Raw genomic sequence first — 12,015 nt, forward strand, 5'->3', positions numbered from 1 at the left:
GGTGGAGCGGTTCATCGAGATCGCCGGTCCCGATCGATCCGATGCGCTCGCGTTTCTGTCCCGGGCGATGCGGCTCGAGGATGCCGCGGTCATCCGGTTGTCGATCCGTCCCGACGGACTCCTCGGCCTATGGGCGCACACCGGGTTCGATGTGTTGGTGACGCGCGCCGTCACCGGGCGTCAGGCACCCACCGACCTGGTCTGTGACGCGGCGACTTTGCATGCGGCACTGAGTGCTTCGGACTCCGGTCGGATCGATCCGGGCTTCGGGCTGGACAGTGCGTGGCGGGGTGCCCTGCCCGGCTCGGACGGCTACCGGCACGTCGACGACGTCCCGGCGCGCAGCATCGTCGAACTCTCGCGTGACGGAGCGCATCTCGCGCGGACCGAATCGGGGGCGCACGGCCCGGTTACCGGTCTGCTGGACCAGGAGGTCTTGACCGTCTCCGCCGACGACCAGCAACTGCGGGCCGCCATCACGATGCGCACCCTTTTCGCGGTCACCGCGATGGGCTTCATCCGCGACGCCCGTGGCCGCGCGATCACCGAATCTTCCCGGCTGGACGACATCGATGCGACCGAGCCCGTCCGGATTCGCCTGTCTCCGGCCTGGATTCGCATCGACGCCCGGTTCGGGTCGGTATACCAGCGAGCGCACCGTGACCTGATGGTCACGGTGCGCTGAGCAGTCCCTGGCCGTCCGGGTCAGACCGGCAGTTCGGCGAACGCGCCGCGGTAGCGGGCCGCCGGATGCGAATCCGGGAGGCGGTCCTGGCCAAACAGCTTCGCGCGAGCGGTGCCCGGTGCGTACTCCCGCTGTGCGAGGCCGCGCTCACGCAGGACCGGCAGCACATGTTCGGCGAACTCGACGTAGGAGCCGGGGATCGTCGCGTTGATCACGTTGATCCCGTCCACCCCGGCATCGCGCCAACGGGCCAGTTCGTCGGCGATCTGTTCCGGTGTGCCGACGACCCGGCCGCTGCGACTGCGGAGTTCGGCGAGGTCGCGCACGGTGGGTTCGCGGTCGGGTACCGCCTCGCGCAGCCACAGCAGTCCACTCTGGCTGCCCTCGGTCCGGATGTCGCCGATTGGGGTGTCGAGGTCGTAGAAGCCCAGGTCGATGCCGATGCCGCCGGCAGAGTGGGCGATGATCGTGCTCGGATCGATCAGTTCGTCGAGTTCGGCCGCCTTGCGGTGCGCCTCCTCCTCGGTGCTGCCGATCACGAAGGACAGCCCCTGATAGAAGGTCAGGTCGCGAGGGTTGCGGCCAGCCTCGGCGGTGAGCCGCCGGGTGTCCTCGATCAGCGCACGGGCGTTGTCGGGATCGGGGGAGACGATGAACTGGGCTTCGGCGTTGCGGGCGGCGAAGCGGCGGCCGACCGGTGAGGAACCGGCCTGGAACAGCACCGGGGTGCGCTGCCGGGACGGAGCCACCAGATGGGGGCCTTCGACGCTGTAGTGCGCGCCCTGGTGATTGATCTTGTGGACCTTGTCGAAGTCGGCGTGGATCCCGCTGTGCTTGTCCTGGATCAACGCACCCTCGTCCCAGGAGCCCTCCCACAGTTTGTAGACCACGTCCACGTATTCGTCCGCCCACGCATAGCGATCGTCGTGTTTGGTGATGCCGTCATAGCCGAAGTTGCGCCAGGCGTTGTCGGACAGGCTCGTCACGATGTTCCAGGCGATCCGGCCGTTGCTGGCATGGTCGAGTGTGGAGATCTTGCGGGCGAAGTCGAACGGATGTTCCTGCAGGATCGAACTGGTGATCGCGATCCCGAGATTCTCGGTGTGGGAGGCAAGCGCGGAGGCCAGCACCAGCGGATCATTGCTGGGGATCTGCAGGCCGCTGTCGACGAACTTCTTCCAGTCACCCTGATAGTCGTCGTACAGGCCGACGACGTCGGCGAAGAAGATGAAGTCGAATCGCGCCTCCTCCAACGTCTTTGCCAGTTCGATCCAATGCGTCAGCGAGTTGAAGTCGGTCTGGTGTGCCTGCGGGGCACGCCACGCGCCGTGCAGGATGTGCGAGGTCGTATTCATCACGAAGGCCGAGAATCTCAGTGGTGCGGGCATGGTGCCGACCATAAGCCGGGCCGTGGGAGACGTGACAACTTGAAATCAACCTGACAGCAAACCCTGACCCGAGCACGTCAGGATCCCTACGGTGGGCCGGTCCCCGACCTAGGAGTGCCACGTGCCCAGTTCTGCCCACCGAAAAAGGTGGACCCTGCTGCCGATCCTGGTGGCCGCCTTGAGTGTCGTCCTGGTGGCCTGCGGCCGGCCGGAAACCGGCGACGGACGTTCCACCGGCGTCGCACCCACCCCCGGCGACTACCTCGCGGGCGGCACCATCGAATACGGCCATGAGCAGGAACCACCCTGCGTTCACGGCGGCTGGGTGCAGAACGCCTACCTCGCGCGCCAGTATCTGGACAACCTCGTCTCCCTGGCCGACGACGGCCGCGTGGTGCCGTGGCTGGCCCAGAGCTGGGACATCTCACCGGATCGCCGTACCTACACCTTCCACCTCAAGCCGGGGGTGAAGTTCAGCGACGGTACCGATCTCGACGCGGCAGCAGTCAAAGCGAATATCGATCGATACCTGGATCCGAAGACGCCCAACGGCACCGTGACCGCCTACCTCGGCCCCTACTTCGAGTCCGATGACGTGGTCGGCACCCATACCTATCGACTACACCTCAACCGCCCCTACGAGCCGCTGCTCACCGCATTGACGCAGGGCTACTTCGGTATCCAGTCGCCGACGGCATTCCACCGTGGCAAAGAGGCCAATTGCCGTCAGCCGATCGGCTCGGGTCCGTTCATCATCGAACGCTGGGATCGCAACCGCAGCATCACTTTCGTGCGCAACCCCAACTACAACTCGGCGCCGGCCAACGCCAAACACCAGGGACCCGCGTACGTCGACAAACTGATCTGGAAGTTCCTCAAGGATCCCGTACTGCGCTACGGCTCCCTGACGAGCGGATCCTCCGACGTCATCTACAACGTGCCCGCGGTCAACTGGGCGGCAGCCACCCGGGAGTTCCAGACACGGCAGTACATCACTCCGGGACGGCCGAATGCATTGACACTCAACACCGATCACGCTCCGTTTGACGACGTGCGGGTCCGGCAGGCACTGGCCTATGCCGCCGACCGGCGCAAGGCGGTCGAAACGGCCTATCTCGGCGTGGTGCCCTACAACCCGAACGGGGCGCTCAGTCAGAGCACCCCCGACCACGATGAGACCGCGGGAACCTATCCCTACGATCCGAAGCGGGCCGCGCGACTCCTTGACGAGGCAGGCTGGACCGGACGCGACGAGGACGGCGTCCGAACCAAGAACGGTCGACGGCTGACCGCGCGCGTGGTGTACCCGGCCGATGCGATCGTCGGCGCCGAGGGGGCCGCGATCGTGCAGGATGTGGCCGCGCAGGCCCGGACCGTCGGGTTCGACCTCGTCCTCGAACCGGCCACGCAGAGCGCCTATTTCGGTGGCCGGTACGCCAAGGCCAACTCCACCGAGGCTTATGTCGGCTACTGGACCAGTCCCACCCCGGGGCTGCTGCTGATCAACTGGCGACAGCGACTGCCCGACAAGCCGAATCCGTTCAACCAGGCGTTCTACAACGATCCGCACCTGCAGTCGGTGATCGAGCAGGCGAACTCTGCGACCGACCCGGCGCAGCGCACCGCGCTGTATCACCAGGCGCAGCAGATCATCTCCGATCAGGCACTGGCGATCGGGCTCTACACCCAGACCACGTCATTGGCGATCACGCCGAAGCTTCACGACGTGTGGACCGAACAGTCTCAAGGCGAACCGGTGTTCGCGGATGCGAGGTTTGTGCGATGACCGTCACCGAGCCGTCGAATCGGCGTGACGACACAGTGGCTTCCGGTGCGGTGTCGTCTCCCGATCGGGTGCAGCCCGAAGACGTCACCGCGGTCGGCGGCATCCTCGGACGAGCGCGGTCCTGGCGTCCCCCAGCCCGTTTGGGCCGGTGGGCGGGGAAGATCGGCTCGGCGGTGTTCGTCCTGTGGGCGGCCGCATCGATCACCTTCCTACTCCAGGCCTTCGCACCCGGTGACCGGGCAACGCTGTTGCTCAACCTCGGTTCCGGAGAAAGCCGGGAACGTACCCCGGAGGAACTCGCGCCGATCAACGCACAGTACGGATTCGACGAGACGGTGTGGCGGCAGTACCTCAGCTATCTCGGTGGACTGCTGCGCGGCGATCTCGGGACCTCATATCAGTTGCAACAGCCGGTCACCGAGGTGATCGCCGAACAGATCGTGCCGACACTGGTGCTCACCGTCAGCGCACTGATCGTGGCGTGGCTGCTGGTCGGGTTCCTGACCACGCTGACCGCCGGCCGTCGTGGCCCGTGGGGTGCCGTGGGCTCGCTCGTGGAAACGATCAGCGCCGGGTTGCCGCAGTACTGGATCGGTTCGATCCTGCTGGTGGTGTTCGCCATCAACCTGGGCTGGTTCCCGGTGGAGAGTGGTACCGGCCTGCACGGACTGGTGCTGCCCGTGCTCACCCTGGCGATCCCGCTGGCGGGCTTCCTCGGGCAGATCGCGCGCGACGAGTTCGCCCGGGCACTGGACCAGCCGTTCGTCCTTACCGCGCGGGCTCGCGGTCTCGGGGATCTGTCTGTGCGGGCGCGACATGTATTGCGCCACTCTGTGCTACCGGCCGTCACGGTGTCCGGCTGGGCGATGGGTGCGCTGCTCTCGGGGGCGGTCATCGCCGAAACCGTCTTCGCCCGTGCGGGTATCGGCCAGACATTGGTCGCCGCAGCCAGTGCTCGCGACATCCCGCTCGTCGGCGGCATCGTCATCTTTGTCGCCTTCATCTACACCATCGCCAACCTGGCGGTGGACGCCCTCTACACCGTCATCGACCCGAGGATCGAGGTGCCATGACCGTCACCGAACCCGTGCGTTCGCCCGCCGACACACCGGCGGAAACCACCGGCGCTCTCGCGGCGCTGCGATCGACGCTCCGTACTCGAAACCCGTTGCCCGACGAGGAGAAGCGTGCCCTGCGACTCCCGGCGGGGATGATCGCCGCGCTGGTCGTCGTCGCGCTGCTCGCGTTGGCCGTCGTCGTCCCGTCCTGGCTCGCACCCTACGATCCCTTCGCCATCGACCTGGACGCCACGCTGGAACCGCCGAGTTGGGCGCATCCGTTCGGCACCGACCTGAGCGGACGCGATCTGCTGAGCCGGCTGATCTACGGGACCCGGGAATCGCTGGGCATCGGGCTGGGCGCGGTGGCGGTGGCCGGGACGTTGGCCGTGCTGCTCGGCATCGTCGCCGGACTGTCGTCGCGGGTCGCCGGTGCCCTCGCGAACCGGTCGATCGAGATCCTGTTCGCGTTTCCGACGATCCTGCTCGGACTGTTGCTGGTGTCGGTCTTCGGGCCAGGGACGGCGACGCTGATCTTCGCGATCGGTATCGGGATCGCGCCCGGGTACGCCCGCATCGTGCGCGGCCAGGTGCTGGCGGTACGCAACGCACCCTATATCGAGGCCGCCACCGCACTCGGCCACTCCCGCGGACGAATTCTGCTGCAGCACATCGCGCCCAACTCGCTGCGGCCGATGATCGTCACCCTGACCCTCGGTATCGGTCAGGCCATCATCTGGGCGTCGGGTCTGGCCTATCTGGGTCTGGGCGTCGCGCCGCCCTCCCCGGAGTGGGGCGCGTTGCTCGACTCCGGTCGCACCTACATCACCGTCGCCTGGTGGCTGGAGATCTTTCCCGGCCTGGTGATCGTGGCGGTCGCGTTGGCGTTCACCACCATCGGTCGTCATCTCGGCGCACGTCTGGAAGGAACACAGCGATGACCATCTCCGAGGTCCGTAAGGCTACCCCCGACACCAGGGTCCGCACCGCCGCGACGGAAGGCGATCCGCCGATCGCCACACCGTTGGTCGACGTGGCCGATCTGCGAATCGGATTCGGCGGAACCGAAATCGTCAAAGGTATCTCGTTCACCGTTGCCGCGGGTGAGTGCTTGGCGATCGTGGGGGAGTCCGGGTCGGGGAAATCGGTGACCGCCCGTACGCTGATCGGCCTCACCGGTGACGGCGCCGACATATCGGCCGCGCGAGTGGAATTCGACGGCCGATCGTTGCTGGGTCTGGACGATCGGCAATGGCGCGCGATCCGCGGACGAGACATCGGATTCGTCCTGCAAGATGCGCTGGTCTCACTGGATCAGCTCCGGCGGGTGAGTGGTGAGATCGGCGAGGCGCAGACCGTTCACGGCCGGATCGGCCGAACCGAGAAGGCTGCCAAGGTCATCGACCTCCTCGAACTCGTCGGTGTGCCCGAACCGACGGTGCGTGCGCGGCAGCGACCACACGAGCTATCCGGTGGTCTGCGGCAGCGTGCGCTGATCGCCTCCGCGCTGGCCAACGACCCCAAACTTCTCATCGCGGACGAACCGACCACCGCGCTCGACGCCACCGTCGCCGCCCAGATCCTCGACGTTCTCGGTGAGGCCAAGCAGCGTGGCAACGGACTGCTGTTGATCTCCCATGATCTCGCCGTCGTCGGCCGCCTCGCCGACCGCGTGGCGGTGATGCGCGCCGGCGAGATCGTGGAATACGGTTCGGCACAGGACATTCTGCGTGACCCACAACATGAGTACACCCGTGACCTGTTGGCATCGGTGCCCTCACGCGCATCGAAGGGGACATTGCTGACCAGTGGTGCGACGCTGCCTGCGGTCGAGGTCGCGGCGGATGCGGTGCCCGCGCTCCGGGTGCGTGATCTGCGCAAATCCTTCACCGGACGCAATGTGACCGCGCGTCCCGCCGTCGACGGGGTCGGTTTCGACCTCCTGCCGGGACGCACCCTGGGCATCGTGGGCGAATCGGGGTCGGGGAAGACGACGACCGCGCGGATCGTGTTGGGTCTGACTAACGCCGATTCCGGGACTGTCGAACTCAACGGTGAGCCATGGTCGGCGCTGACCGACGCCCAGCGACGGGTCCGCCGCAACCAGATCTCGGTGATCTACCAGGATCCGCTGAGCTCCTTCGATCCTCGCTGGACCGTGGAACGCGTGCTCGTCGACGCACTCGGGGCCGTCGGAATCACCGGACAGCGTGCGCAACAGCGGATCACCGAGCTACTCGATCAGGTCGGCCTGTCCGACGGATTCCGCACCCGCCATCCACTGCGACTGTCCGGCGGGCAGCGGCAACGGGTGGCGATCGCGCGGGCGCTGGCCCCCGAGCCGTCGGTGATCGTCTGCGACGAACCGGTCTCGGCGCTCGATGTCTCCATCCAGGCGCGCATCCTCGACCTGCTGGCCACTCTGCAGGCGGAGACCGGCGTCGCACTGCTGTTCATCTCGCATGACCTGGGGGTGATTCACCATGTCAGTGACGACATCCTGGTGATGCGGTCGGGTGAGGTCGTCGAATCGGGTGCGGCCGACGATGTCTTCGAACGGCCACAGCATCCGTACACACGAGCACTGCTGGCGGCGGTGCCGCGGATCGATCTGCCGGTGGCCGCGAGCTGACCAGCCGGTCGTCAAGCGCACCGATGCCCGGCCCCGAAACGCGGGGCCGGGCATCGGCGTCATGGGTTGTGGCAGAGGGCGTTTACACCAGCCAGGCCGCGGAACTGGCGGCCAGCTGACCGTCGTCGAGCGGCGAACTCGTGAGCAACACCTCACCGGGCGGCAGCGGCACGGACTCGTCGGTGGCGTTGAGCGCGCAGATGACGCCCCCTTCACCACGACGAAACGCCAGACAGCCGTCGGGTGCGCCATACCACTCCACCACGTCACCACTGAATTCGGTCCGCTCATAACGGATCTCGATCGCATGTCGATAGAGCGACAGCGTCGACTCGATGTCCTCGAGCTGAGCTTCGACGGTGAGGTCCGTCCACTCCGGCGGGATGGGCAACCAGGTCGACGTCGCGGCGGAGAAGCCGAACGGTGGCGCGGTGCCCTCCCACGGCAACGGCACCCGGCAACCGTCACGCCCACGTTCGGTATGCCCGGAGCGCTCCCACACCGGGTCGGTCAGCGCGTCATCGGGAAGATCCACATTCGGCAGCCCCAATTCGGCCCCGTTGTAGATGAACACCGTTCCCGGCAACGCCATCTCGACCAGCAACATGGCCCGTGCGCGACGGGTACCGAGGTCGAGATCGCCGTGCCCGTACCGGGTCACCTCGCGTTCGACGTCATGGTTGGAGAGTGTCCACGTCGGTGTGCCATCCACCGATTGCACTGCCGCCAGCGAGTTCTCGATGGCCGTGCGGATCTCGACGGCGTCAAAGTCGGCCTTGGCGAGCCGGAAGTTGAATCCGAGGTGTAGTTCGTCGGGGCGCAGATACTCGGCGAAACGCTCGTTGTCGTCGACCCAGATCTCGCCGACGTTGGCCGCACCCGGGTAGTCGTCGATGACTGCGCGGATCTTGCGGTGGATCTCGTGCACCGCATAGTTGTTGAAGCGCGGATCGTCGTCCTCGTTGGACAGCAGCCCGGCCTTGGTGAGATCCATATCCGGCAGATCGGCGGGTTTGGCCATCCCGTGGGCGACATCGATACGGAAACCATCGACGCCACGGTCCAGCCAGAAGCGCAGAGTGCGTTCCAGATCGGCGAAAACCTCGGGATTCTCCCAGTTCAGATCCGGCTGTTCACGGGCGAAGATGTGCAGATACCACTGTCCGGGCGCGCCGTCGGCGTCGGTGACACGCGTCCACGCGGGTCCGCCGAACACGCTGTGCCAGTTGTTCGGCGGTTCGTCGCCGTTGTCGCCGAGCCCGTCGCGGAAGATGTAGCGTGCGCGTTCGGGGCTCCCCGGCTGGGCATCGAGTGCGGCACGGAACCAGGCGTGTTGATCGCTGGTGTGGTTGGGCACCAGATCCATCGTGACGCGGATGTCGGCGGCATGCGCCTCGGCGATCAGTTCGTCAAAGGTGCCGAGATCGCCGAAGAGTGGATCGATGTCCCGCGGATCGGCCACGTCATAACCGTGATCGGCCATGGGGGACACCATGATCGGGCTCAGCCACAGCGCGTCGACACCCAGCAGCTCGAGGTACCCGAGCTTGTCGATCACGCCGGCGAGGTCGCCGACACCGTCTCCGGTGAGGTCGGAGAAGGACCGCGGGTAGATCTGATAGAAGATCGCCGACTTCCACCAATCGGTGTTCGACGGATCGAGCTGATGTGCGCCCGGCGGGGCGGCGACGGCCGGGACGTCGGCAGCAGCGGCCGGTTCTTCGGTGTTGAGTTCGTCGGCGTGGAGTTCGTCGGCGTTGAGTTCGTTGGGGCCGGCCTCGTCGCTGGTGGCAACCACCAGGTCGGTGGCGTCCTCGCCGTCTGAGCCGTCTTCGTCGGGGATCTCGTCCGCGGGCGCTTCGGCGTCGAGCTGCTCGGAGCCGGTGTGCTCCGCCGCGACGTCGTCTGTTTCAGGTCCCCCGTCTGTTTCAGGTCCCCCGTCTGTTTCAGGTCCCCCGTCTGTTTCAGGTCCCCCGTCTGTTTCAGGTCCCCCGTCTGTCTCAGGTCCCCCGACCGAGTCGTCGATACCCAATCCGCCCGCCGACTCCCCGGCACCGTCGGTGCTCGCCTCATCGCCGACGGTCACATCAGAATCGGTGTGTGCGGGGTCGGTCGGACCGATGTCACCCTCGCCGGGAACATCAGTTGTCTCATCGCTCACTCTGACTATTTTGCCTTACTCAAGAATCAATTGAGGCATAGAGGGCCAGGTAGTCGGTCCGCCATTGCTGTGACCAGCGTGATTCTTGAGTTCAGAAAGACGAATTCATCATGGAGTCCGCAGCCATCTCCATGTAATCGAGCAGTGCCTTGCGGTGTTCGTCGTCGAGTGCGGTGGCGTCGATGGACGCGATGGCGGTGCGCATACACCGCAGCCAGGCGTCACGCTCGAGCGGACCGATTCGGAACGGGTGATGACGCATGCGGAGACGCGGATGCCCGCGTTCGTCGGAATACGTGCGGGGTCCGCCCCAGTACTGTTCCAGGAACATGCGCAACCTGCGCTCGGCGGGACCGAGGTCCTCTTCGGGGTACATCGGCTTGAGCAACTCGTCGCGCGCGACCTCGGCATAGAAGGCCGCAGTGATGCGATGGAAGGTCTCGGCGCCGCCCACCCGCTCATAGAAGGTGCGCTGGGCGCTGTCGACGGGCTCGGAGCCGCCGGGCTGATTTCCGGTCACAGTGACCATTGTCCCGACGCCCGGCGCCGACCTCAACCTCACCCCGGCGGCGGTGCACGGGGCAGGCCCAAGCGAGGGCTGTCGCGAAGACCAGGGTGAGCGGGTGGCGTTTCCGGTGCGATCGCGGTGTTTCCGTGGTGGACTGTCAACACGTCCGGCACCGGCGGGAGGTATGTCCTCATGACGCGACACACACCGGGGCGATCGGCGCCGAAGAGAGCTCGGCGCGGTTCACCGCAGGTCACCATGCTGCGCCCAGATCAGGAGGTGCCCCGGCCCGCCGAGCAGTTGTGGGGACGCCGACGGGTGTTACTGCTCAATGCCACCTATGAACCGCTGACCGCGGTGTCCATTCGGCGTGCGGTGGTGCTCATCCTGCGCGAACGCGCCGACATCGTGCACGAGGACGACGCCGGGTTGGCGGTCCACTCGGTCGCGACCTCGGTACCGATTCCGTCGGTGATCCGACTCCGAACCTACGTGCGGGTGCCGTACCGTGCGATCACGCCGATGACACGGACCGCGCTCATGCACCGGGACCGGTTCCAATGCGCCTACTGCGGCGACCGGGCCACCACGATCGACCATGTGATCCCGCGAAGTCGCGGCGGCGCGCACGGTTGGGACAACTGCGTCGCCTGCTGCTCAGGGTGCAACCATCGCAAGGCCGACCGGCTGCTCAGTGAACTGGGTTGGTCGCTGGCGTCCGCGCCGCGCGAACCCAAGGGAAGGCACTGGCGGCTACTGGCGACGGTCACCGACATCGACCCGGCCTGGGTTCGCTATATCGACGCCGGGGCTGCCTGAGATGCCGGGCAAGGGCCGGTTCGCGGCGCTTCGGGACAGATCGTCGAGATCTACGACGCGCTGTAGGCCCCACTGCACCCGGCGCGGCGCGGTCGGCTAAATTGATTTGCGATGAGCTGCGTCGATGCCCGCTGGGCGAAGACGCGAAGATCGAAAGGGTGGCATGGACCTCGAAGACCTGATTGTCCCCATCGGAGTGCCGGTCACGATCGTGACGATCGTCTTCGTCGTGGCCTGCGTCGTGGCGATGGCGTTCTCGTTCGGCGTGAAGTACCCGAAGGTCGAGGAATACACCCTCGACCAGCGTTGGGATCGTTCCCCGCTGCTGTTCAGCGCCACCGACATCGAACCGATGGCGCTCGCACGGCACGCGGAGGCCAGTGATGTGGATGGAGGCTCGGCAAGTGGCAAGTGGTGAGGTAACTCAGGCACACGGTGGCGTGACCGTCGTTTCGCCGGCAGATCTGCCGGTCGGCACCGTCGTCACCAACAGCGGCCGGATCTCCGCAACCCGTTACCCGGGTGATGCGCCGACCACACCGCCGTTCACGCGTGGCGAACTGATCGCGCTCGACGACGCGCTCAAGGCGGCTTCCGAGAAGGCGCTGGTGAGGTTCTCGGTGTACATCGGCGACCTCGACGGTGAGGTCGAGGCGTCGGCCCGTGCGGCCCTCGCGAAGGCCCCCGAACCCGCCAATGGCGCACTGATCGCGGTGTCGCCGAATACGCGTGATGTCGTCGTCGTCTCGGGCAGTGCCGTCGCCGATCGCGTCAACGACCGCGTCGCGGCCCTCGGCGTCACCGCCGCGGTCGCCAGCTTCCGCCAGGGCGATCTGATCGACGGTCTGATCGCCGCGCTGCGCGTGATGGCCACCGCGGCTGCGGCAGGCTGAGTCGGCAGACCAGAAGCTCCAACAAGGGCAACAACGAGAAGGGGGGCCCCCCCGGGCCGGGGGGGGGGGGGGGGGGTGGGGGGTG

The 12,015-nt window shown here is 66.5% G+C and carries 11 protein-coding genes; 8 read left to right on the plus strand and 3 right to left on the minus strand.

Translation table 11 applies throughout. The features are described 5' to 3' along the window. Position 1: 1 nt before the first annotated feature. Positions 2-685 carry a hypothetical protein gene (locus QSJ18_RS17470; protein WP_462476110.1) on the plus strand — a complete coding sequence of 228 codons (684 nt, stop codon included), beginning with the start codon at positions 2-4 and terminating at the stop codon, positions 683-685. A 20-nt stretch (positions 686-705) separates the two neighbouring features. Here the strand turns inward: QSJ18_RS17470 and QSJ18_RS17475 are convergent, their stop codons facing one another. Then, positions 706-2,073 carry an LLM class flavin-dependent oxidoreductase gene (locus tag QSJ18_RS17475; protein WP_286327901.1) on the minus strand — a complete coding sequence of 456 codons (1,368 nt, stop codon included), beginning with the start codon at positions 2,071-2,073 and terminating at the stop codon, positions 706-708. A 169-nt stretch (positions 2,074-2,242) separates the two neighbouring features. Between QSJ18_RS17475 and QSJ18_RS17480 the strand changes: the two genes are divergently transcribed. From QSJ18_RS17480 to QSJ18_RS17495, 4 genes are read left to right on the plus strand one after another with little or no spacing between them, the layout of a single operon-like run. After that, a complete protein-coding gene (locus QSJ18_RS17480; protein ID WP_462476111.1) occupies positions 2,243-3,859 on the plus strand; it encodes an ABC transporter substrate-binding protein in 1,617 nt (538 codons plus the stop codon). After that, on the plus strand, positions 3,856-4,932 hold the full coding sequence (locus tag QSJ18_RS17485; RefSeq protein ID WP_286327904.1) for an ABC transporter permease: 1,077 nt from the start codon (positions 3,856-3,858) through the stop codon (positions 4,930-4,932). The genes QSJ18_RS17480 and QSJ18_RS17485 overlap by 4 nt, the downstream gene beginning before the upstream one ends. Further along, positions 4,929-5,858, plus strand: coding sequence for an ABC transporter permease (locus QSJ18_RS17490; protein ID WP_286327905.1), 930 nt, complete (start codon positions 4,929-4,931; stop codon positions 5,856-5,858). The genes QSJ18_RS17485 and QSJ18_RS17490 overlap by 4 nt, the downstream gene beginning before the upstream one ends. Next, on the plus strand, positions 5,855-7,549 hold the full coding sequence (locus QSJ18_RS17495) for a dipeptide ABC transporter ATP-binding protein (RefSeq protein ID WP_286327906.1): 1,695 nt from the start codon (positions 5,855-5,857) through the stop codon (positions 7,547-7,549). Before QSJ18_RS17490 ends, QSJ18_RS17495 begins: the two co-directional genes overlap by 4 nt. Before the next feature lie 82 nt (positions 7,550-7,631). Here QSJ18_RS17495 and QSJ18_RS17500 read toward each other — a convergent pair whose 3' ends face one another. Both QSJ18_RS17500 and QSJ18_RS17505 read right to left on the minus strand, forming a co-directional pair. Beyond that, positions 7,632-9,347: a glycoside hydrolase family 13 protein gene (locus QSJ18_RS17500; RefSeq protein WP_462476112.1), complete on the minus strand. Its 1,716-nt coding sequence runs from the start codon at positions 9,345-9,347 to the stop codon at positions 7,632-7,634. Between the two features lie 454 nt (positions 9,348-9,801). Next, a complete protein-coding gene (locus tag QSJ18_RS17505) occupies positions 9,802-10,239 on the minus strand; it encodes a globin (protein ID WP_286327907.1) in 438 nt (145 codons plus the stop codon). Positions 10,240-10,476: 237 nt separating this feature from the next. On the opposite strand from QSJ18_RS17505, the gene QSJ18_RS17510 reads away from it, so the two are divergent. From QSJ18_RS17510 to QSJ18_RS17520, 3 genes are all read left to right on the plus strand, one after another. Then, positions 10,477-11,037 (plus strand): HNH endonuclease, encoded by a 561-nt coding sequence (locus QSJ18_RS17510; protein WP_286327908.1) that lies wholly within the window; start codon positions 10,477-10,479, stop codon positions 11,035-11,037. A gap of 163 nt (positions 11,038-11,200) precedes the next feature. Next, the gene (ctaJ, locus tag QSJ18_RS17515) at positions 11,201-11,455 is read left to right on the plus strand and encodes an aa3-type cytochrome oxidase subunit CtaJ (protein WP_286327909.1); all 255 of its coding nucleotides are present in this window, start codon (positions 11,201-11,203) and stop codon (positions 11,453-11,455) included. Beyond that, positions 11,442-11,930, plus strand: a complete 489-nt coding sequence (locus QSJ18_RS17520; RefSeq protein ID WP_286327910.1) for a DUF5130 family protein — start codon at positions 11,442-11,444, stop codon at positions 11,928-11,930. Before ctaJ ends, QSJ18_RS17520 begins: the two co-directional genes overlap by 14 nt. Positions 11,931-12,015 lie beyond the last annotated feature (85 nt).

The organism is Gordonia heveisoli (genome assembly GCF_030315745.1).
GTDB lineage: Bacteria > Actinomycetota > Actinomycetes > Mycobacteriales > Mycobacteriaceae > Gordonia.

What these genes read in the sequence shown, in the direction of transcription:
- QSJ18_RS17495 (WP_286327906.1), top strand. Translation starts at nt 5,855, where the DNA reads ATGACCATCTCCGAGGTCCGTAAGGCTACCCCCGACACCAGGGTCCGC.
- QSJ18_RS17505 (WP_286327907.1), bottom strand. Translation starts at nt 10,239, where the DNA reads ATGGTCACTGTGACCGGAAATCAGCCCGGCGGCTCCGAGCCCGTCGAC.
- ctaJ (WP_286327909.1), top strand. Translation starts at nt 11,201, where the DNA reads ATGGACCTCGAAGACCTGATTGTCCCCATCGGAGTGCCGGTCACGATC.
- QSJ18_RS17490 (WP_286327905.1), top strand. Translation starts at nt 4,929, where the DNA reads ATGACCGTCACCGAACCCGTGCGTTCGCCCGCCGACACACCGGCGGAA.
- QSJ18_RS17475 (WP_286327901.1), bottom strand. Translation starts at nt 2,073, where the DNA reads ATGCCCGCACCACTGAGATTCTCGGCCTTCGTGATGAATACGACCTCG.
- QSJ18_RS17510 (WP_286327908.1), top strand. Translation starts at nt 10,477, where the DNA reads ATGCTGCGCCCAGATCAGGAGGTGCCCCGGCCCGCCGAGCAGTTGTGG.
- QSJ18_RS17485 (WP_286327904.1), top strand. Translation starts at nt 3,856, where the DNA reads ATGACCGTCACCGAGCCGTCGAATCGGCGTGACGACACAGTGGCTTCC.